Origin of the sequence: Pseudomonas sp. PB106 (assembly GCF_009764645.1) — a bacterium.
Classification (GTDB): Bacteria; Pseudomonadota; Gammaproteobacteria; order Pseudomonadales; family Pseudomonadaceae; genus Aquipseudomonas.
This window is the reverse complement of sequence record NZ_RWIM01000022.1, coordinates 32,939-53,930: the sequence shown is the minus strand read 5'-3', so window position 1 is coordinate 53,930 and position 20,992 is coordinate 32,939. Positions and strand designations below refer to the sequence as shown.

At 58.9% G+C, this 20,992-nt stretch carries 16 protein-coding genes and 1 pseudogene; 4 read left to right on the top strand and 13 right to left on the bottom strand.

Going from position 1 to position 20,992, the window contains the following annotated elements; translation table 11 throughout:
- The first annotated feature begins 78 nt into the window (after positions 1–78).
- Both EJA71_RS04315 and EJA71_RS04310 read left to right on the top strand, forming a co-directional pair.
- Positions 79–363, top strand: a complete 285-nt coding sequence (locus tag EJA71_RS04315) for a BrnT family toxin (protein ID WP_158954611.1) — start codon at positions 79–81, stop codon at positions 361–363.
- 3 nt (positions 364–366) lie between these two features.
- Entirely contained in the window at positions 367–690 is a 324-nt protein-coding gene (locus tag EJA71_RS04310; RefSeq protein ID WP_158954609.1) for a BrnA antitoxin family protein, read from the top strand.
- 2 nt (positions 691–692) lie between these two features.
- Here EJA71_RS04310 and EJA71_RS04305 read toward each other — a convergent pair whose 3' ends face one another.
- Together EJA71_RS04305 and EJA71_RS04300 are read right to left on the bottom strand one after the other, a co-directional pair.
- Positions 693–1,520, bottom strand: a complete 828-nt coding sequence (locus tag EJA71_RS04305; RefSeq protein WP_158954607.1) for an arylamine N-acetyltransferase — start codon at positions 1,518–1,520, stop codon at positions 693–695.
- A gap of 101 nt (positions 1,521–1,621) precedes the next feature.
- Positions 1,622–2,416: an exodeoxyribonuclease III gene (locus EJA71_RS04300; protein ID WP_158954605.1), complete on the bottom strand. Its 795-nt coding sequence runs from the start codon at positions 2,414–2,416 to the stop codon at positions 1,622–1,624.
- 67 nt (positions 2,417–2,483) lie between these two features.
- On the opposite strand from EJA71_RS04300, the pseudogene EJA71_RS04295 reads away from it, so the two are divergent.
- Positions 2,484–2,609: pseudogene (locus EJA71_RS04295) on the top strand (GNAT family N-acetyltransferase); the annotation flags it as partial.
- A 3-nt stretch (positions 2,610–2,612) separates the two neighbouring features.
- Here the strand turns inward: EJA71_RS04295 and EJA71_RS04290 are convergent.
- Together EJA71_RS04290 and EJA71_RS04285 are read right to left on the bottom strand one after the other, a co-directional pair.
- Positions 2,613–4,055, bottom strand: coding sequence for a mechanosensitive ion channel family protein (locus EJA71_RS04290; RefSeq protein WP_158954603.1), 1,443 nt, complete (start codon positions 4,053–4,055; stop codon positions 2,613–2,615).
- Positions 4,056–4,217: 162 nt separating this feature from the next.
- Entirely contained in the window at positions 4,218–5,084 is an 867-nt protein-coding gene (locus tag EJA71_RS04285; RefSeq protein WP_158954601.1) for a pirin family protein, read from the bottom strand.
- Between the two features lie 301 nt (positions 5,085–5,385).
- On the opposite strand from EJA71_RS04285, the gene dkgB reads away from it, so the two are divergent.
- Positions 5,386–6,189: a 2,5-didehydrogluconate reductase DkgB gene (gene dkgB / locus EJA71_RS04280; RefSeq protein ID WP_158954599.1), complete on the top strand. Its 804-nt coding sequence runs from the start codon at positions 5,386–5,388 to the stop codon at positions 6,187–6,189.
- A 4-nt stretch (positions 6,190–6,193) separates the two neighbouring features.
- Here the strand turns inward: dkgB and EJA71_RS04275 are convergent, their stop codons facing one another.
- The 9 genes from EJA71_RS04275 to mgtA all read right to left on the bottom strand — a co-directional run bounded on the left by EJA71_RS04275 (position 6,194) and on the right by mgtA (position 20,786).
- On the bottom strand, positions 6,194–9,412 hold the full coding sequence (locus EJA71_RS04275; protein WP_158954597.1) for a transporter substrate-binding domain-containing protein: 3,219 nt from the start codon (positions 9,410–9,412) through the stop codon (positions 6,194–6,196).
- Positions 9,413–9,422: 10 nt separating this feature from the next.
- Positions 9,423–10,049 (bottom strand): response regulator transcription factor, encoded by a 627-nt coding sequence (locus EJA71_RS04270; RefSeq protein WP_158954595.1) that lies wholly within the window; start codon positions 10,047–10,049, stop codon positions 9,423–9,425.
- 135 nt (positions 10,050–10,184) lie between these two features.
- The gene (locus EJA71_RS04265) at positions 10,185–10,607 is read right to left on the bottom strand and encodes a chemotaxis protein CheY (RefSeq protein ID WP_158954593.1); all 423 of its coding nucleotides are present in this window, start codon (positions 10,605–10,607) and stop codon (positions 10,185–10,187) included.
- A gap of 89 nt (positions 10,608–10,696) precedes the next feature.
- Complete coding sequence (locus tag EJA71_RS04260; RefSeq protein ID WP_158954591.1) at positions 10,697–11,905, bottom strand: EAL domain-containing protein; 1,209 nt, start codon at positions 11,903–11,905, stop codon at positions 10,697–10,699.
- A gap of 91 nt (positions 11,906–11,996) precedes the next feature.
- Positions 11,997–12,386 carry a hypothetical protein gene (locus EJA71_RS04255; RefSeq protein ID WP_158954589.1) on the bottom strand — a complete coding sequence of 130 codons (390 nt, stop codon included), beginning with the start codon at positions 12,384–12,386 and terminating at the stop codon, positions 11,997–11,999.
- A gap of 372 nt (positions 12,387–12,758) precedes the next feature.
- Positions 12,759–16,373: a transporter substrate-binding domain-containing protein gene (locus tag EJA71_RS04250; protein ID WP_158954587.1), complete on the bottom strand. Its 3,615-nt coding sequence runs from the start codon at positions 16,371–16,373 to the stop codon at positions 12,759–12,761.
- The gene (locus tag EJA71_RS04245) at positions 16,374–17,000 is read right to left on the bottom strand and encodes a response regulator transcription factor (RefSeq protein WP_158954585.1); all 627 of its coding nucleotides are present in this window, start codon (positions 16,998–17,000) and stop codon (positions 16,374–16,376) included.
- A gap of 205 nt (positions 17,001–17,205) precedes the next feature.
- Positions 17,206–17,922 (bottom strand): MgtC/SapB family protein, encoded by a 717-nt coding sequence (locus EJA71_RS04240; protein WP_158954583.1) that lies wholly within the window; start codon positions 17,920–17,922, stop codon positions 17,206–17,208.
- A 164-nt stretch (positions 17,923–18,086) separates the two neighbouring features.
- Positions 18,087–20,786, bottom strand: a complete 2,700-nt coding sequence (gene mgtA, locus EJA71_RS04235) for a magnesium-translocating P-type ATPase (protein ID WP_158954581.1) — start codon at positions 20,784–20,786, stop codon at positions 18,087–18,089.
- Positions 20,787–20,992 lie beyond the last annotated feature (206 nt).

Here is a 20,992-nt window from a genome sequence, read left to right as displayed (position 1 = left end):
CTGTCCCCACTACGCTGAAGTGTTCACGGCGACCGACGGTGCGGTCGCGCCCTTTTTTATACATATAAAGTATGCATAATGCAGTCAATCGAAATTCAATACGACAAAAGCAAGAACGCGGCCAACAGACTCAAGCACAAAGGCGTCAGCCTTGCCGAGACCGAAGCGGTCTTTCACGACGAACGAGCACTGATGATCGAGGACAACGACCATGACGAGCAGCGCTGGATCACCCTCGGCCTCGATAGCAAAGGACGCTTATTGGTCGTTGCGTACAGTTACCGCGAAGCGAATGTCATTCGAACCATTTCTGCACGCGTCGCCACACCGAGCGAACGTTGCGCGTATTTTCTGGAGGCATGACCGATGAAAGACGAATATGACTTTTCCCAAGGCAAACGTGGCGCCGTGGCGTCAAACAAGGGCAAGACCCGTATCACCATCATGCTTGACGACGCCGTCATCGACGCGGCGCGGACCGTGGCGGAAAGCGAGGGTTTCGGTTATCAGACGGTGATCAACAACACGCTGCGCCATGCCTTGCTGGATCACGACCCGCAAGAACAGGCCGCGCATTCGGCGCAATTGAAGAAAGGCATTACCGCCGCCGACCTCAAGAGTCTTGAGAAACGACTGTCGGCAGCGGCCGGGGAAATCCGTGGGCTACTGGAGCCCGACGCCAAGCCTTAGGCTCAGAGCGGAGCAATCACCCGCTCAAGGGAATGCCTTAAATGCGGCGAGTCTGGCAGGTGAATCTCGAACTCCTGCGCCAACAACTCGATCAGCGCCGAAACGTCGGTGACTTCGCACCGTTCGCTGCTCGCACCCATGCGGTGGATCGCGAAGCTGCCGTTGTTCAATGTCTTGCGCCAGCCATCGCCCGTGCGCGCGGCCATCAGCCGCTGGGCGAACGGCGATTGCGGATGGGTCGAGACGTACCAGTTGCCAATCGTGTAATCAATGTCTTCCTGGCGCTGCAGGTCGAACAGGTACATCGCCCGCCACTCACCCGCGACCTTGGCGCGCAGCATGTAGCCATCCGCCTGCTTTTCGATGCGATAGGGTTCGTGCGGGGTGCTTTGCTCGGCTTCGCTGTCGAGCAGCAGTGGCGCGGTGGGCACCATGCCTCCGAAGCCGACGTCGGTGATGTAGCGTACGCCGTCGAGGGTCACAAGGCTCAAGCGGTGCGTGCGCGCCGTCCAACTGCCTTCGGGCTGATTCATCACGACACGCCCGCTGATCGCCCGGGCGTCGAAGCCCAGCTCAAGTAATAGGGCAAAGAACAGGTGATTGAGCTCATAGCAGTAACCGCCGCGTCCACCGAGCAGAACTTTGTCTTCGATGGACGGCAGATCGATCAACACCGGCGCCCCGGTCACCGTTGCCAGATTCTCGAATGGAAATACGCCGGTGTGGCGCAACTGCAACTGACGCAAAGTCTCCAGCGTCGGTGCCGGCGGCGTATCGAAACCCAGGCGTTGCAGGTACAACTTCAGATTCGTCAGGCGTGGCTCACTCATTGCTCGATCCTTATGCATGGGGCCGCAGGTCACTGCGTTGATGGTCGCCATGTATACGGGATTCAGCCGCGTTCTCGACAATTGATTTCGCCAATCGCCTGCTAGCGTTTCTTGCGTGAACCAATACGAATCCACGTCGGTGCATGGTCACTGGCGTGCGGCTCATTACGCACCCAGGCGTCTACTCCGGCCTCATGCAGATAAGGGCTCAGCGCCGGATTGAGCAACAGATGGTCGATGCGCAAACCGGAGTTGGTTTGCCAGTGCTGGCGGAAGTAATCCCAAAAGGTATAGAGGCGATCTTCGGGATACAGATGGCGTAGCGAATCGGTCCAGCCTTGATCGAGCAAACGCTGGTAACACTCTCGGCTTTCGGGTTGAAGCAAGGCGTCCTTGAGCCAGGAGCGGGTGTTGTAAATATCCATGTCGGTGGGCACGACGTTGTAATCGCCGGCAAGCACCACCGGATGATCGCTGCTCTGCAGGTCTTTTGCGTGGCTGATCAACCGCTCGAACCACGCCAGTTTGTAATCGAATTTCGGCCCCGGTTGCGGGTTGCCGTTGGGCAAGTAGAGGCAACCGACCAGCACGCCGTGCACTGCCGCTTCCAGATAACGACTGTGCTTGTCATCGGGATCGCCCGGCAGTCCACGGCGGCTCTCCAGCGGTTGCGCGTCACGGGCGAGAATCGCCACGCCGTTCCACGCCGCCTGCCCTTGCCAGATCGCGCCGTATCCGGCGGCCTCCACTTCGGCGGCGGGGAATGCCGTGTCGACTGATTTAAGTTCTTGCAAGCAAGCGATGTCCGGTTGCTCGCGCTTGAGCCAATCCAGCAAGTTCGGCAAACGTGCGCGTAAACCGTTGACGTTATAAGTCGCGATTCGCAGGTTTTTCATCGGCGGAGGCTCCTGCCCGTGGGCTGTGAAAATTGTGACCTCCTGATCGTCGCGGCGGTTGCATCGGATCGGCCGGCTGCGGCGTAACATGCCGGACGGGCGCAAGCGCAACTCGGTGCGCTTCAGCATCATCGACGACGAGTGGCCGCAAGTGCGTCTGCTCCTGGAGCAGAAACTCGCCGGCCACCTGTAAGACTCAGGCGCGGTTGCGCAGCCATTGCAGGAAACCTTTTTTCGCCACCACAACCGGTGCTTCCTCAGTCAGGGACTGCGCCTTGTGCAGGCGATAATCGAGCAACGCCTGCATCGCGTCGTTGATGTCGTGACGGGCATCGAGGCACGGCTTGAGGTAGGACTTTTCGATGCGATAGAGCACGCAGAAAGTTTTCGCCGAAAAGTCTGCCGGCAAAGAAGTGTCTGAAAGAATCCCCGCCTCGCCGATCACCTCGCCCGGCCCCATACGCCCGGATTCGAAAGGCGTGCCGTGACGCTTGAGGGTCACCGAAACCACGCCGGACTCAATGATGAACAGGTGATCGCTGACCTCGCCGCCGGCCAGAATGATCTCCCCGGCACGGAAGGTTTTCAGGCTCATGTTCTGGCTGAAGGTGTCTTTCTCTTCCTGGCGCAATGTCGAGAAAATCGGCGAACTGTCGAGCAACGCGCGTGGTCGCGACAGGTTGCTTGGCACACTGGTTTCATTGCTCGACAGCAGATTGACCCCGGACGCCTGCAAGTGTCGGAACGCCAGATCGAACAGTTGATTGCGCACGGCCCGCTTCTCGCCCATCGAGGCGACAAAACCACTGATCTCGTACTCCGCACCGCTGCTTGCGGCGCTTTTCAGCGCGACGCTCGGCGCAGGCGTGTCGAGCAATTGCCGACAGCCCTGCATCGCCCGCTCCAGCGCATCGATCACCGAACTGGGCCGCGCATGGGGGCTGACCTGCACACAGACCGAGACGCCGAACATGTTGCTCGGACGACTGAAGTTGATGATCTTGGCCTTGGCCGCGAGCGAATTGGGGATCACTGCCATGCTGCCCTGACTGGTTTGCAGACGCGTGGCACGCCAGTCGATGTCGGTGACCCGACCTTCCGTGCCGTCGATGGAAATCCAGTCATCCAGTTGATAAGGCTTGGTGGTGTTGAGGACGATCCCGGAAAACACATCGCTGAGCGTGCTCTGCAGGGCCAGACCAACGATGATCGCCAGAGCCCCGGACGTCGCCAGCACGCCTTTGACCGGCAGATCCAGCACGTAGGCCAGCGCCGCAATGATCGCGATGAGAAAAATCACCGCGCCGAGCAGGTCCTGCAATAGCCGTCCAGTGTGGCCGACCCGTTGCATCATCACCGCACCGATCAGCACCGTCAGAGTCCGTGCGCCGAACAACCACCAGCCGATTTGCAAACCGGTTGCTGCCAGATGCAGCGGCACGTTGTCGGCCCACGGTGCGGGCTCCATCGGGTTGAGGCCTTCGTTGAACAGCAACACACTGAACAAGGTAAAAATCAGCACCCGCACCAACAACTTCCACTCGCTGCCATGGGAACTGATCAGGCGCCACAGACCAAGATCGAGAAGAATCAGGATCAACGCGCAAAACAACGGGTGTTCGGTCAGCAGAGACAGCATCAAACAACTCCGACGAAGGCCAATCGCGAGAAGATCGCACAGATTGGGGCAAGTGTAGGAGCAATTGATTTCGCCGGATGAACCCGCAAGCAAAAACAGAAAAAAACCCCATATGGAAGCGAGCAGTCTCGCTCCCATATGGGGTTTTGTGGTGCGGCGGGATTATCCGTGCATCTGACCAAAGCGGCCCGACTGGAAGTCCGCGAACGCCTGGTGGATTTCCTGCTCGGTGTTCATCACGAACGGGCCATGGCCGACGATCGGTTCGTCGATCGGCTCGCCGCTGAGCAGCAGCACCACCGCGTCGTGGCTGGCTTCGAGGGTCAATTGATCACCGTCACGTTCAAACAGCACCAACTGCCCTTCCCGCGCCGATTCCACAGCGTTGATCTGCACCGAGCCTTTGAGCACCACCAAAGCGGTGTTGCGTCCTTCGTGCAGATCCAGGGTCAGCGGCTTGCCGGCGTTCAGGCGCAGATCCCACACGTCGATAGGCGTGAAGGTGCGCGACGGGCCGGTGTGGCCATCGAACTCACCGGCGATCAAACGCAGGCTGCCGGCGTTGTCCTTGAGCGCGATGTTCGGGATGTCGCTGTCGAGAATGGTCTGATAGCCCGGCGCGGCCATTTTGTCCTTGGCCGGCAGGTTGACCCACAGTTGCACCATCTCCAGTTTGCCGCCGGTTTTGGCGAAGTTTTCCGAGTGAAACTCCTCGTGGAGGATCCCCGAAGCTGCGGTCATCCACTGCACATCGCCCGGGCCGATGACGCCGCCACTGCCGGTCGAATCGCGGTGCTGCACTTCGCCGTCATACACGATGGTCACGGTTTCGAAACCACGGTGCGGATGCTGACCCACGCCACGCCGTTCGGTGGTCGCGGTGAAATCGGCAGGGCCGGCGTGATCGAGCAGCAGGAACGGGCTGATGTGTTTGCCCAGGTTGTCGTAGGAAAACAGCGTGCGAACCGGGAACCCATCGCCGACCCAATGGCCGCGCGGGCTGGTGTAGATACCAATGATGTTCTTCATGGTTGTCTCCATTTGGGTGAGTGACGCTATGGATTAAGCATAAATCCAAGACGATTAATGCACTAGACTGCAAAAATCGATCTCAGCGTTCTATATACAGAACAATTATATCAATCCAACACAGCGACATTCGCCTTAATCGGCGAAGCCTTCATCGTTAGCAGGGCCAGTCCAGACAACACCAGGCCTGAAAGTAATTCATGACTTTTGTTCAACACTGCTTTGCCCCGACAGTGGTTTTTCCCACAGATGCAGGCGCAGATACTTAACACCATTCCCACAGCAATCCCTGGAGTCCTTCATGTCTGTTCCCGCTTTCGGTCTTGGTACGTTTCGTCTGCAAGGCCAAGTGGTCATCGACTCGGTCAGCACTGCCCTGGAACTCGGCTATCGAGTCATCGATACCGCGCAGATCTACGAAAACGAATCCGACGTCGGCCAAGCCATCGCCAGCAGCGGCATTGCGCGCGATGAACTGTTCATCACCAGCAAGATCTGGGTGGCTAACTTCGCCCAGGATCGTCTGATCGCAAGCCTTAAAGAGAGCCTGGAAAAACTGCAAACCGACTACCTCGACCTGACGCTGATCCACTGGCCGTCGCCAGACGATCAAGTGCCGGTTGAAGAATTCATGGGCGCCTTGCTAGAGGCCAAGCGCTTGGGTCTGACCCGGCAGATCGGTGTTTCCAACTTCACCATCGACTTGATGAAGCAGGCGATTGCTGCGATTGGCGCAGAGAACATCGCGACCAACCAGATCGAGCTGCACCCGTATCTGCAAAACCGCAAAGTGGTCGAGTTCGCCCAAAGCCAGGGCATCCAGATCACGTCGTACATGACCCTGGCTTACGGCGAAGTCTTGAAGGATCCGCTGATCCAGCAGATCGCCGAGCGCCTGCATGCCACCCCGGCGCAGGTCACCCTCGCCTGGGCCATGCAATCGGGATATGCGGTGATTCCATCGTCGACCAAGCGCGCCAACCTGCAAAGCAATCTCGGCGCCTGCTCGATGACATTGAGTGATGCGGATATGGCCCTGATTGCCACACTGGATCGCGGCCATCGTTTGACCAGCCCGAAAGGCATTGCGCCGGTCTGGGATTGATCGCTCAAGCCTGAAGGCGTTGCGCGAGGCCCTGCATGGCTTCGCGCAACACGTTGATGGCCGGGACAATCGCCACGGTTTCTGTCGCGCGGCAAGTGTGTTCGAGGTCAACACACGCCGATACCAGCCGCGCCGCGCCAACCATTTGCGCACCACCCTTGATGTGGTGAGCCAGATCACGCAAACCGCTGCAGTCCGGCTCGAGACTCAACTCATCAAGCCGTTGCAGATCGTCACGCAGACTGTTCAACACTTCACTGCGCAAGCGATCCATCAACGCGTGATCATTCCCGGCCATCTGCTCCAGCGCGCTGAGGTCGATTTCCGTCAGGTCAGGCTGCCCGTTCGAATCGTTTTCATGGTCGCCATGACTGAAACCTTCCAGGGCTTGCTGCAAATCATTCAAGCGGATCGGCTTGAACAGGCAATCGTCCATCCCCGCTTCGAAACAGCGCAAGCGCTCTTCAGCCTGGGCGTTGGCAGTGAAGCCGAGGATCAGACACGGGGTTCGGTCGATCGCGGCCTCTTCATCACGGATTGCCCGCGTCAAATCATAGCCATTGCAGCGGGGCATGTTGCAATCGGTGATTACCACGTCGAAAGGATGCGCCCTCCAGCGCTCCATACCTTGCCCGCCATCCTCAGTGTCGACCGTTTGATGCCCGAGTTCACTTAATTGCCAGCACAACAACAAGCGGTTCACCGGATGGTCGTCTACTACCAGAATGCTCAGTGAGCGGGCAGGTACAACGGCGGCTTCTGGTACCACCGGACTCGGCATCCGTGCCTCCAACACCCGCAAATCGAGCCTGACCTCAACCCGCGTTCCGTCCCCAGGCTTGCTATCGAGGTGCAAGGTCCCGCCCATCATTTCGCAAAGACTGCGACTGATCACCAACCCCAGTCCGGAGCCGTTGCGTGCCGCCCCAGGATTGTTGCCAGCCTGGACGAACGGGCTGAACAGCCGTTGCTGATCCTCGGCGCTGATGCCGATGCCACTGTCCTCGATGATCACGCATACCGCCAGACGCTGATTGGCGCTGGTGGCCAGTTTCAGCTGCAGCCTCACTTCGCCTGCTTCGGTGAACTTGATCGCATTGCTCAGCAGGTTCGACAGCACCTGCTTGAATCGCGTTGGATCGATCTGCACGTCGACGTCACTGCGCGCATCCAGATCAATGCACCAGAGCAAGCGTTTCTGCCGTGCCAGACCCTCGAAGACCCGGCATATCGAGAGCACCAACTCACGCAAATTGGCGCGCTCCGGGACAAGCGCAAGATGCCCCGATTCAATTCGCGAAATGTCGAGAATGTCGCCGATCAATGCCAGCAATTGTTGACCGGCATTGGACGCTACCTGTATGGCCAAGCGATCCGTCACGCCGTCTTCAGCGCGTTTCAGCGCCAGCTCCAGCATGCCGATCAACGCGTTCATCGGTGTCCGGATTTCATGGCTCATGGTCGCCAGAAACGTGCTCTTGGCGCGATTGGCGTCATCGGCGACATCCTTGGCTTCCTGCAAACGGTGCAACCATTGCTGACGCTGGCGAATCTGCCAGCGCTGAAATCCGATCCACACCAGCGCCAGCACCAGCAAGCCGGCCGCACCGGTAAAGCCCAGAAGAATTTCGCGGCGATGACGCAACCAATAGCTGTCTTCGACCACGACATCATGGCTCCAACGCTCGACCAACTCATCCATTTGCTGCGGCGCAATACTCAGCAAAGCCTTGTTCAATATCGAGTGCAGTGCCGTGGCCTGAGGTGACGTCGCCAGAGCAATGCGTGCCGGTTGATCGCCCACCGTGCCATAGATACGCAAACGCTCACGGTATTGGCGAGCGATCAGATAACGCGCCACCAGCAAAGAACTGACTGTTACCTCAGCCTGCCCTTTGGCGATCAACGCCATGCCGGCTGCCGGGCTGCTGACTTCAACCAGACGAATTCGCGGGGCATGGGCGGCCAAATAGGCACGCAACGGGTGCCCGCGATAAATTGCCAGCCGTTTATCTTGCAGATCGTCGAGTGTCGGCGGCCTCTGTGCAGTGGCAGCCCCTACCAGCACAAACGGGTTATTCAAATAGGCACGGGTAAAATGCAGCTCCGCCTCTCGCTCACTGCTGGGCGTCACCACGGGCAACACATCAATGTCACCGGCCTTGAGCTGCTCGATCTGGCGATCCAGCGAGGTTCCGCGCACGATGTCGAAGTTCAGCCCGCTGCGCTGACTGATCAAACTGAGCAGTTGCGCTGAAAGCCCGCTTAAACGGCCGTCGGCGTCAAAGAACGTCAGCGGTGCAAAATCGTCGATAACGCCGACCCTCACGCGTGGGTGTTGATCCAGCCAGGCCTGTTCGCTGACGCTGAGTTGCACCCGCGACTGTTCGGCCATGTCGGCATGGCCTGCACTCCAGCGCTGTTCAATACGTTGGCGGCGCTCCATCGGAATCGCGACGAGCGCCTTGTCGATGATGCGCTTGAGTCGCGCATCGCGGCGCTGCAGCGCAAAACCGAAGGGGTTGGCATCCAGGCCCGCCGGCCCGGCCAGTTGCAGGTCATTGCGATAATTGGTGTTGATCAGGTAATTGGCGCTGATGAAATCGCCCAGGTAGACATCATCCGTACCGAACGCCACGGCACCGAGCGCGTCCATCGCTGAGTGATAGCGCTGCACATCGGCCAGCGGATAAACCCTCTGCACGCTGGACAATGGCAGATAGTCTTCGACGATGGCGATGCGTTTGCCAATGAGTTGCGCCGGTTGCGGATCATCGACGCGGGTCACCAGCATCGGCTGATCTTCCGCATAGGCCCTGGACAGAACAATCTCCGGGTCGGCGGTTTCGAAATGGTTGGACGTCCCCAACAAATCCAGTTCGCCGTCCTTGAGAGCCGCCATCACGGCCTCACGGTTGCTGAAGCGTCGGACTTCGATCCTGACGCCAAGCAATTGCCCCAGCAGATCGGCGTAATCGGCTGTCAGTCCTTCCAGCTCATGCTGATTGCGGGTGATTTCGAAAGGAGGATAGTCCGGCCCGGAAACTCCCATACGCAAGACGGGATGCTCGCGCAACCATTGGCGATCCTGCTCGTCCAGCCGCAACTGGACGTTCTCCAGGCCCGAACGCGTCAGCACTTCGAGTACCTGCGGCGTTTCATCCGCTCCGCACATCGCGGTAAAGCTCAACCACAGCAGGCAGACTCGACACATCCACCTCATGGTTTGCGCCTCAGGTCAGTTGGTTGCGCTTGGCGAAATCGCGCAAGTGCACCACTGACGACAACCCGAGTTTTTGCATCGTCCGGGTTTTATAGGTACTGATGGTTTTGTGGCTCAAGTGCATGTCTTCGGCAATCGCCTTATTGGCCTTGCCCTGGGCCAGTTGCCGGAAAATGCTCAATTCGCGATCCGACAGTTGATCGATCATCTGCTTTTCGGTGAGCTGCACCGTGTTCAGCGTATTGGCACTGTCGGACAACGAAGTGAAATAGGTGTAGCCCGACATCACCGCCTGAATGGCCTTGTGCAATTGTTGCAGTTGATTGGTTTTGGTCACGTACGCCATGGCCCCGGCGCGTATGCAGCGCTCCTGATAGAACATGGCTTCATGCGAAGTGAAGATCAGGACTCGACAGTCCAGATCGTTCGCCTTGATTCTGGCCAGCACATCCAGCCCCTCGATCGTCGGCAGACGCAGGTCAAGCACCACCAGTTGGGGTTTGTACTCACGAATCAGCGGCACCACCTCGCTGCCATTGGAGACTTCGTGAATATCCTTGAAGCCCTCGGTTTGCAGCACGATCCTGACGGCGGCACGCACCACCGGATGATCATCGACGATCAGCGCTGACTTCATGAACACTCCCAGGGCAAAACGTGAAGAAGACGCCACGGTTGCCGATTGTTCCGGACGCTGTGGCTGCGCAAAGACTGTTGCACGGAACGGGACGTGATTCACCTGTCAGACCTGACAGTTGCGACAAACGAAATTCTATGCATACGCACGCTGCGGCAAGGAGGGCCCTTGCGCCCACCGAGGTGCGTCAACCACCGTCATCAGGTGCCTGATGGCTTGGGCGCCTGGCAACGCCACATGACTGATCTGCACGTTTTTCTGAGCGTAGCCAAGCGTCGCATTCCTGGGGGCCGAAGGCTCGTTGTAGATCAACACCTGACGAACCTGGGGGTTGTCGAGGAAGAACCCCAGCAGATTCAGCGAACCCGACGCCAGCTCGGCATTGATCACCACCGCATCGAACGGTTCGCAGCCATAGTCCACCAGGGTCAAAAGCTCGGCGAGGTTTTGCACCGGGGCAACGCGGTAATAATCCAGTGCGTTGAACAAGCGCTCGATTTTCATCCGGTGAAAATGCTGTGGGTCGGCGATCAGAATGCGCAGGGCTTTATTGGTCATGATCAATCTCCCGGTGGTCAGGTGTTTGGATGGCGCAAGACTACGCAAGCCCCAAAGATGCTTCTGTAGGACGTTTCCGAAAAAACCGGTCATTCATCCGAGCTTTGCTGATCGCTGCGTTGCTGCAGCCAATTCAATAAATCGTCTGCGGGCATCGGTCGTGCGTACCAATAGCCCTGCCCTAGCGTGCACCCCAGGGCGAGCAGCTCACGGCGCTGCGCGTCGGTCTCGATCCCTTCGATCACCACGCTCATGCCCAGGGTTTCGCCCAGCGCCAGGGTGCTGCTGATGGCTGCACGGCAACGGGGTTCGTGCTCAAGGTTGCGAATGAAATCGGCATCGAGCTTGATTTCGTTGAACGGTAACTGGCACAGCCGCTGCAGTGAGGAGAAGCCTGCCCCGAAGTCATCGATCGACAAGCGGCAGCCCATCATGCGCAGGCGCACCAGCGATTCAAGGCTGGTGGCCGGGGCCTCCAACAGGCCGCTTTCGGTCAGTTCGAAGGTCACGCTCGCGCCGCAAGTCCGGTGACGCGCCAGCAGGCTGCGCAACGTTGACGCCAGTTCACCGCTGGCCAGTTGGACGGCTTGCAGATTGAACGCAACATTCAAGGGGAACCCTCGCTCGCGGGCACGACGCTGCACCGTCAACGCCTGTTCGAGTTGCAGAAACAGCAACTCATCGAGCAAACCACAGCGTTCCAGAACCGGCATGAATAACGCAGGCGAGATCACTCCTTGCGTTGGGTGCAACCAGCGGCACAACACTTCGACGCCACACACTTCACCGCTGTGCAGATTGAATTTGGGCTGATACCAGGCCTGCAATTGTTGCTCGGCCAGCGCCTGCCGCACAGCGCCTTCGTCGGCCAGCGTGATGGCCGCGTCAGGTGGTTGCGGCATGGCTGGCCGGTTGGCGAACTTATCGAGCAAATCCGCCAGCATCTGAATATGCAACGGCTTGCCCACGTCGCCGAGCAATTCCAGGCCAAGCAACGCGACCATTTGATGCACGGCGCGGCGCAGGTCCGCTGACAGTGAACTGCTGATGATCACTGACTTGACCTGACCTGTGGCGCCGACCCGCTGCAGAAACTCCAGGCCGTCCATCCCCTCCATCTGCAAATCGCACAGAGCTACGTCGACCGTACCGACTGTCTGCAGCATCGCCAGTGCTTGATCGCCATCACTGGCCTCGAATACTTCTCGACAACCGAGGGTGCGCAGCATGTTGACCGCCACCGATCGCTGAAAGGCATGGTCTTCCAGCACTAATACATGCAGCGGCAAATCGGGCATGGGCGGCTCGTTGATTGAACATCCGCCGCCAGGCTGAGCCAATTCAATGCTCGGTTCTCTGGAAAGCGTCCGAAAAAATGAAGGAAATTTCCTAAACATCAAGTTGCTCCAGTAGAGAGCCAAGCGTTTGTTGATCCGGACTACGGATCAGTGCCAACTGCCGGCATTGACGGGTGTAGAGCGTCTCTGGCCGGACCTGACCGCGTCGCTCGTCATAAATAACGGCGTGACGAATCTGCGTCACGCATTGAAAAAAACGCACCGGGTCAATGCCTGCGGCGACCATCAGTTCACCGTTGATGAGCATCAGGTCAAAGAGCTCGAAGGGCTCGTGCGAGTACTGAGTGACGCCCAACAGTTCGCGAAACGAATGCACCGACGTCGAGGTTCGGTAGCCCAATAGAGCGAGGGATCTGCAGATTCGGTTCTGCAGCGCGAACTGCTCTTCGGCAATCAGGATTCGCCAGCATTTGTATGACATTGGTTTCGACAGTGGCCTGAAAAACGTCCGCTTTCGCGAGGAAGCCCAACACTAGACAAAAAACCCCATCACGCATGTAAGACAAGTCTGAAAAAAACTGCAGAACGCTCTGGAGACCGCACCATAGAGCACGGCGATGTCATCGTGATGAGGCCATGAATCTAGCGATCGGAGAGGAAAATAAGAGTAGGAAACCTCCCTTCACTTGTAGGAAATTTCCCAAGCAATAGCATTCAAAACATCCGTTACCCTATTGCAGGGTCATCGGTGAAGCCTTCACGCGCACATCGCGCCAAGGCTTGTCGTACGGAAAATCGGCCAATAGTGGCGGAGCACATTCGCGAGAAATGTCTGCAAAAGAGCACTGGAAAGTTACGCCAGATACTCATCCAGTTTGTCCGCCAATTGCTCCATCGATTGTTGAAGCCGGTCCACGGCTTCGGTCAGCACTTGGGTGTCCAGCCCTCCACTGGCGGCCTCCAGCGCTTCACACGCCTGGATCAATGCCTGCGCCTTGATGATCCGCGCTCCGCCCTTGATCCGGTGTGCGAGATCGGCAAGGCCCTGGACGTCATGCTGGGTAAACAGGCGCAGCAGTTTTGCCATGTCCTGGGCATTACTGGTGGCGAGATCGGTCAACAGACTTTTGATCGATTCGCGGTCGCCACGGGTCAGTTGCTCGAGACTCCCCAAGTCGATATCACCCGCTGTCGGCACCGGCGCTTCGACCGTCGCACGCGCCTGCGCAACGACGGTTGCCAGCCGTAAATTCAGGTCCTTGAGGCTGATCGGTTTGAACAGACAATCGTCCATCCCGGCCTCGGCGCAACGCTCCCTCTCCTCGGCCAGGGCATTAGCGGTGAAACCCAGCACCAGGCTGCGCGGCAGCCCTCGCGCCGCCTCTTCATCGCGGATCGCCCGGGCCAGTTGGTAGCCGTTCATGACTGGCATGTTGCAATCGGTGATGACCACGTCGAACGTTTGATTGCGCCAGGTACGCAGTCCCTTGGCTCCGTCTTCAGCGTCTGTGACGCGATGGCCCAAGTAGCTCAACTGTTGTGACAGCAGCAAGCGGTTGGCCGGATAGTCATCGATGACCAGAATATTCAGGCTGTGGTGGTTGCGCAGCGGTTCCATGTCCTCGACCGGCGCGGTCGCAAGTGGTTCGAGCGTCGGCAGGGTCAGGCGCACCTCAACCTGCGTGCCCTGCCCCAACTCGCTGGACAACGTCAGACTGCCGCCCATCATTTCGCAAAGCGTACGGCTGATCACCAGACCCAGCCCGGAACCACCGCGCGCCGACTGGCCATGATTGCCGGCCTGAGAGAACAGGCTGAACAACTGCGCCTGATCCTCCCGGGAAATCCCGCGACCGCTGTCCATGACCCGCAGACACAGGCTTAATCGTTCAGCACTCTCGGGCGCCACCTGTACGCTCAGCAACACCTGCCCCGCGTCGGTAAACTTGATCGCATTGCTCAACAGGTTCGACAGCACTTGCTTGAAACGCAGCGGATCAATCAGCACATCGACGTCTCTCAAGGCATCCAGATCCAGTTGCAGGCGCAGCTGTTTCTGCCGCGCCAGGCCCTCGAAAATGCGCACGACCGACTCGACCAGTTCGCGCAGATTGGCCCGCTCTGGCGTCAAGGACAAACGCCCGGATTCAATGCGGGCGATGTCCAGGATGTCGCCAATCAAATCCAGCAAGCCACGGGCGGCACCGGACGCAACTTCGATGGCGAGCCGATCAAGGATGCCTTGATCGGCTTTCTTCAGCGCCAGTTCGAGCATGCCGATCACCGCGTTCATCGGTGTGCGGATTTCATGGCTCATGGTGGCGAGGAACGAGGTCTTGGCACGGTTGGCGTCGTCGGCGTCGTCCTTCGCGTCACGCAAGGCTTCAAGCAGGTGCTGGCGCTCACTGACGTCGATCCAGCCGCCGATCATGCCGCTGACCTCACCGTCACTGCCGCGATACGGCAGCATCCAGTGATAGATGGTCAATACGCTTCCGCCCAAGGTCAGGCTGCGATCCTGCACGCGTGGCAAGCCCTCGCTCATCGCTTGCAGGTAATCATCGTGATAGGCCTGGGCTTCCTCGGGGTTCTTCAGCACACCTTCTCGCACAGTCTTGCCAATCACCGCATCACGCTCGACCTGGAAGACCTGCAGATAGCCTTCGTTACACACCAACAGTTTGCCGGCGCGGTCACGCACATAGATTGGATGCGGCGTGCCATCGATCAATACGCGCATGAATTCGAGTTGATCGTTGAGGGCGATTTCCGCCTGTCGGCGTTTGCGCATCAGCAACCGCAGATAGGCGATCCAGCCCAATGCCACCAGCAACAATACCGCCGCCAAAGCAAAACCCTGAATGATCGCGCTGCGATTGCGCAGCCAGTAACTGTCATCGACCACCACTTCGCTGCGCCAGCGATTGGTCACCTCATCCAGTTCTTCCGGTGGGATGCTGAGCAGCGCTTTATCGAGGATCGAGTACAGCTCCAGTGCCCCTCGCGCCGTGGCAAATGCCATTTGAGCCGACTGCGTACCGACGGTGCTGGTGATGCGCAATCGATCGCGATACTGCCGGGAAATCATATAGCGCGCCGTGATCAGTGAATTGACTGCGGCCTCCGCCTGACCATTGGCGACCATGGCCATCGCTTGCTGGGCGTTGTCGGCATCGACCAGCGTCACCTGCGGATATTGGTCGACCAGCATGTCGCGCACCGGGGTGCCGCGAATCACTGCCAGCCGTTTGCCGAGCATCTCGTCGAGGGTGCCGGGGCTGTTGGCGGCGATGCGGCTGACCAGCACAAACGGCGTGCTCAGATACGGCCGGGTGAAACGCAAGGTGTCCTCGCGTTCGACGCTTGGGGTCAAGGTAATCAACAAGTCTGCCTGGTTGCCGCGAATCTGCTCGATCAGCTCCGGCACCGATTGCGCTTGCTGCACATCGAACTTGAGGCCGGTACGCAAGGCAACTTTGGCCAGCACATCGGCGCTGATCCCGCGAAACACGCCGTCCTGTCCGTAAAACGACAGCGGCAGAAAGCTGCCGTCGACGGCCACCCGCAGACGCGGATGCAGGGCCATCCAGCGCTGTTCGCTGGTACTGAAATGCGGTGCCTGCTGGCCCGGCATGCTTGCACCGCCGGCGCTCCAGCGGCGCAGAATGGTCATGCGCTCGCCGGGCGGAATACTCGCCAGTGCCGCGTTGACGATGCGCAACAACCGCTCATTGCCGCGAGGCATCGCGAAGGCAAAGTTCTGCACCTCCATCTGCGAGAAGTCGGCCAGTTGCACGTTGTTCAGGTAATTCTTGTTGATCAGGTAATGGGCGCTGATCGAGTCGCCGAGGTAGACGTCGGCACTGCCAAACGCCACAGCTCCGATCGCACTCATTGTCGAGGGATAAAGGCGGACATCGGCGTGCGGATAGAACGCTCTGACCCGGTCGGGCGGCAGGTAGTGATAAAGCATCGCCACTTGTTTGCCGGCCAGGTCCGGGGACAGGTTCTGACTGTCGCCGACTCGCGTCACTAGGGTTGGCACATCGTCAGCGTAGGCCTGCGACATTGCCAGATCAGGGTCAGCGGCTTCAAAACCGTTGGACGTACCGAGCAAGTCCACTTCACCGTTTTTCAGTGCCGCCAGCACGTCGGCGCGCGAGGCATAGCGACGCACTTCGATGGGGATATTCAACAGTTGACTGAGCAACTGCGCGTAATCGGCCGTCAGCCCTTCGTAATCATTACCGTTGCTGGTGATTACAAAGGGGGCATAGTCAGGAGCAGAAGCCCCCAGGCGCAAAGTGCCTTTGCCGCGCAGCCAGGACCAGTCCTGACTCTCGAGCGGGACGCTGTAACCGTCAACGCTGGAACGGCCGAGCACATGCAGGGTATCGACCGGCGCCGCCAGCACTGTGTTGGCAATAACGGCCAATCCCAGCAGCCAGTATCGAGTGAGCTGGCGCATTCAGATCAGGTTGTTGCGTTTCGCAAAATCGGCGAGGTACACCACCGACTTGACGTTGAGTTTTTCGATCAAGCGAGTCTTGTAAGTGCTGATTGTCTTGTTGCTCAGAAGCATCGCTTCGCCGATCTCCTTGTTGCTCAGACCGCTGGACAACTGCTGCAGAATGGTCAGCTCACGGTCGGACAGGCTCTGGATCAATTCGAGATCACTGGTCTGCGAATCACTGCGACGCACGCTGCTGGTCGATAGATTGGGAAAGAAAGTGTAGCCATCCATGATGACTTTGATCGCTTTGATCAACTCATTCATTTCATTGGTCTTGGACAGAAAACCCGCAGCCCCGGCCTTCATGCAGCGCGCTGAATAGAACAATGCCGACTGCGAGGTGAGCACCAGAATCCTGCTCTTCACGCCCAGCGCACAGATGCGGCTGATCACTTCCAGCCCGTCGAGCTTGGGCATGCCGATGTCGAGAATGATCAAGTCCGGGGTGAGCTCGCGGGTCAACTGCAGCGCATCGGCACCGTTATCGGCCTCACCCGCCACCTCGAAGCCTTCCCGTTCAAGCAGCATCTTGACCGACGAACGAATGAACGGGTGATCGTCTACCACCAACGCCTTGAGCATATGAACCCCTGATGGACCGCCGTAAAGACTCGAAAATGCAGTCGTCCATGGCATGAATGCCTGACGGTGCGGAGCATGGCTCAAAATACACCGGCCCCTGCACAGTGTAGGAAAGATCCTGGCCTTTTCCGCAGGCTTTGCGCAGTGGCTCAAACTTGATGTCCGCCGCTGCAAGAACCCTCCCGGAAAAACATGTGTTCGGGGTTTATTCCGTCGTACTCGGGCTCCAGAACGCCTGCACCACGAGTGCCGAGGTCGAAATGCGCGCCACCAGTTCATCAAGCTCATCGCCATCAACCGACGTCGTCGCCAGCGTCGCTTCGATTTCTATTTCATCGGCGCCGAACGCGTGCATGTCGATATCGCTGGCCGGGTAGTTGCTGCGCTCCAGTTCAGCTTCGAGCAAGGCGAACACGGCTTTCTGCTGTGAGCGCCGGGCGATAACGTAGACGATGTTGGTGACTTCTGCCGAGACCACGTCCAGTGGCTGGCGGTTGATGTTGTTGACGATCGGCCGCAGCAAGGTATTGGCGGCAAGAATGAACAACGTGCCGAGCACCGCTTCGGCGAGCAGATCGGCACCGGCACAGGCACCGACTGCGGCAGACGTCCACAGGGTCGCGGCGGTGTTGAGCCCGCGCACATTGCCCTCTTCGCGCATGATCACCCCGGCGCCGAGAAAACCAATGCCGGAGACCACATAGGCGACCACGCGCACCGCGCCTTCTGCCCCGGCGAGACGGTTGGCCATGTCGACGAAAATCGCCGCACCGACGGCGACCAGTACGTTGGTGCGCAGGCCGGCGGTGCGTTGGCGGTATTGGCGCTCGAAACCGATCAGGCCACCGAGGATGAACGCGGCGCTGAGGCTGACGAGGGTGTCGAGCAGTGAATCGAGGTTGAGGTTGTTGATGGCTTGCATAGTCATCTCCTTGAATACACACAAAGCCTTCGTCGGGCCTGCTTGAAATTCACTTGAAGCGCCCACCCCTGTAGGAGCTGCCGAAGGCTGCGATCTTTTGCTGTTGCCTTTTAAAAACAAGATCAAAAGATCGCAGCCTGCGGCAGCTCCTACAGGGGGCAGCATTACTGCCAGCCAAACCGGCGAATGTAGAACCCTTTCACCGCTTGGGTCAGCGCCATGTACGCCAGCAGGATCACCGGCAGGAACACGAAGTACAGCGACGGCAACGCCTGCAATTTGAAGTAGTGCGCCAGCGGGCCCATCGGCAGGAAGATGCCGACCGCCATGATGATCCCGGTCATCACCAACAGCGGCATGGCGGCGCGGCTCTGCAGGAACGGAATCTTCGGCGTACGGATCATGTGCACGATCAGCGTCTGGGTCAGCAACCCGACCACGAACCAACCGGACTGGAACAACGTCTGGTGATCCGGGGTGTTGGCATCGAAGACGTACCACATCAAGGCGAACGTGGTGATGTCAAAGATCGAACTGATCGGGCCAAAGAACAGCATGAAGCGCCCGACGTCACCCGGCTGCCAGCGTTGTGGTTTTTTCAGCATGTCCTCATCGACGTTATCGAACGGAATCGCGATCTGCGAAATGTCGTAGAGCAGGTTCTGCACCAGCAGGTGCATCGGCAGCATTGGCAGGAACGGAATGAACGCACTCGCGACCAGCACCGAGAACACGTTGCCGAAGTTGGAGCTGGCGGTCATTTTGATGTACTTGAGCATGTTGGCGAAGGTACGCCGTCCTTCGAGCACGCCCTCCTCCAGCACCATCAGGCTCTTTTCGAGGAGGATGATGTCGGCCGCTTCCTTGGCGATGTCCACCGCGCTGTCTACGGAAATACCGATGTCGGCGGTGCGCAGCGCGGGCGCGTCGTTGATGCCGTCGCCCATGAACCCGACCACGTGACCATTGCCCTTAAGAATGCGCACGATGCGCTCCTTGTGCGACGGCGTCAGCTTGGCGAAGACGTTGGTGGTCTCTACGGCCACGGCCAGTTCGGCATCGCTCATGATTTCGATGTCGTTGCCCAGCAGCAGACCTTGTTGCGCGAGACCGACTTCGCGGCAGATCTTCGCGGTGACCAGTTCGTTATCGCCGGTCAGTACTTTCACGGCCACACCATGTTCGGCCAAGGCCTTGAGCGCCGGCGCGGTGCTTTCCTTCGGTGGATCGAGGAACGCCACATAACCGATCAGCGTCAGTTCCTGCTCATCAGCCAAGCTGTAAATCTCGCGACCTTCAGGCATCGAGCGGGCTGCCACGGCGACCACGCGCAAGCCTTCAGCGTTGAATGCTGCGGTGACCTGACGGATCCGGGTCAGCAATTCATCGCTCAAGGCTTCATCGACGTCGCCATGACGCACATGGCTGCACACCGCCAAGACTTCTTCCACCGCGCCCTTGCAGATCAGTTGATGTGGCTGGCCACGCCCTTCCACTACCACCGACATGCGCCGACGATTGAAGTCGAACGGGATCTCATCGACCTTGCGAAACGCTGTGCCGACTTTCAGTTCACGGTGAATTTCCACGTGTTCCAGCACCGCGACATCCAGCAGGTTTTTCAGGCCCGTCTGGTAGTAGCTGTTGAGATAGGCCATTTCCAGCACGTCATCGGAGTCTTCACCCCACACGTCGACATTGCGCGCGAGGAAGATCTTGTCCTGGGTCAGCGTGCCGGTCTTGTCGGTGCACAGCACGTCCATGGCGCCAAAGTTCTGGATCGCGTCGAGACGTTTGACGATGACCTTTTTGCGCGACAGGAACACCGCGCCCTTGGCCAGGGTCGAGGTGACGATCATCGGCAGCATTTCCGGGGTCAGGCCGACGGCAATCGACAGCGCGAACAGCAGCGCCTCAGTCCAGTCACCTTTGGTGAAACCGTTGATGAACAGCACCAGCGGCGCCATCACGAACATGAAACGGATCAACAGCCAGCTGACTTTGTTGACGCCTTGCTGGAACGAAGTGACTGCGCGATCGGTTGCGCCGACACGCTGGGCCAGAGCACCGAAATAGGTGCTGTTGCCGGTGGTGAGAATCACCGCCACCGCCGTACCGGACACGACGTTGGTGCCCATGAACAGGATGTTGTCCAGCTCCAACGGATTGCGCGTGTCGCGATCGGCCTGCCGTGGAAACTTCTCCACCGGCATCGACTCACCGGTCATCGCGGCTTGGCTGACGAACAGATCCTTGGCGCTGAGCACGCGGCAGTCGGCCGGAATCATGTCGCCGGCCGAGAGCACGATCAAATCGCCCGGCACCAATTGCTTGATCGGCAATTCGCTGCGCGGCGCGTCACGGCGCATCACCGTCGCGGTGTTGCTGACCATGGCTTTCAGCGCGTCGGCGGCCTGGTTGGATTTGCTTTCCTGCCAGAAACGCAGCAGCGTCGACAGCACCACCATGGAGAAAATCACCACGGCGGCCTTGAGGTCTTCGGTCAGCCACGAGATCACCGCCAACAGGGTCAGCAGCAGGTTGAACGGGTTTTTGTAGCAGTGCCACAGGTGAATCCACCACGGCAGCGGCTGCTCGTGTTCGACTTCGTTGAGGCCGTATTGCGCACGCAGCGCATCGACTTCGAAATCGGTCAGGCCATCGGAGTGGGTGCCGAGTGACGACAGCAACACACCGCTGTCGCACTGCGCGGCATCGACCAAAGTGTTGGCCAGAGTCGGCGGGACTTCACGGCTGACCGTGGTGTCGTTGATCGATTCCAGCAACGTCAGCCGACGGAAGTGCCGGGCGATGTGGCGGGTCCGCAGGAAGCCTGCGAAAAATTCCTTGAGCGTAAGTTTCATGGCTGTTGCCCCTATGGTCAGCCGGGAAACCGTCAAGCAGGTACGGCCGCGCCTCGTCCGCCGGAAAAACCGGCACGGCAAGGCTTGGCGCGCCGGTCAGAAAAGACAGGCGTGTCGATAGGGCTGCGATCACAACAACGAAGTCGCAATCACGCTCTGTTCAGCGTCGATGAGAAGGACGTCTAGCCATGACCCAGGACGGGCCA

Coding starts and splice junctions, on each gene's coding strand:
- EJA71_RS04315 (WP_158954611.1), top strand. CDS start 79: ATGCAGTCAATCGAAATTCAATACGACAAAAGCAAGAACGCGGCCAAC.
- EJA71_RS04310 (WP_158954609.1), top strand. CDS start 367: ATGAAAGACGAATATGACTTTTCCCAAGGCAAACGTGGCGCCGTGGCG.
- EJA71_RS04305 (WP_158954607.1), bottom strand. CDS start 1,520: ATGAGTGAGCCACGCCTGACGAATCTGAAGTTGTACCTGCAACGCCTG.
- EJA71_RS04300 (WP_158954605.1), bottom strand. CDS start 2,416: ATGAAAAACCTGCGAATCGCGACTTATAACGTCAACGGTTTACGCGCA.
- EJA71_RS04290 (WP_158954603.1), bottom strand. CDS start 4,055: ATGCTGTCTCTGCTGACCGAACACCCGTTGTTTTGCGCGTTGATCCTG.
- EJA71_RS04285 (WP_158954601.1), bottom strand. CDS start 5,084: ATGAAGAACATCATTGGTATCTACACCAGCCCGCGCGGCCATTGGGTC.
- dkgB (WP_158954599.1), top strand. CDS start 5,386: ATGTCTGTTCCCGCTTTCGGTCTTGGTACGTTTCGTCTGCAAGGCCAA.
- EJA71_RS04275 (WP_158954597.1), bottom strand. CDS start 9,412: ATGAGGTGGATGTGTCGAGTCTGCCTGCTGTGGTTGAGCTTTACCGCG.
- EJA71_RS04270 (WP_158954595.1), bottom strand. CDS start 10,049: ATGAAGTCAGCGCTGATCGTCGATGATCATCCGGTGGTGCGTGCCGCC.
- EJA71_RS04265 (WP_158954593.1), bottom strand. CDS start 10,607: ATGACCAATAAAGCCCTGCGCATTCTGATCGCCGACCCACAGCATTTT.
- EJA71_RS04260 (WP_158954591.1), bottom strand. CDS start 11,905: ATGCCCGATTTGCCGCTGCATGTATTAGTGCTGGAAGACCATGCCTTT.
- EJA71_RS04255 (WP_158954589.1), bottom strand. CDS start 12,386: ATGTCATACAAATGCTGGCGAATCCTGATTGCCGAAGAGCAGTTCGCG.
- EJA71_RS04250 (WP_158954587.1), bottom strand. CDS start 16,373: ATGCGCCAGCTCACTCGATACTGGCTGCTGGGATTGGCCGTTATTGCC.
- EJA71_RS04245 (WP_158954585.1), bottom strand. CDS start 17,000: ATGCTCAAGGCGTTGGTGGTAGACGATCACCCGTTCATTCGTTCGTCG.
- EJA71_RS04240 (WP_158954583.1), bottom strand. CDS start 17,922: ATGCAAGCCATCAACAACCTCAACCTCGATTCACTGCTCGACACCCTC.
- mgtA (WP_158954581.1), bottom strand. CDS start 20,786: ATGAAACTTACGCTCAAGGAATTTTTCGCAGGCTTCCTGCGGACCCGC.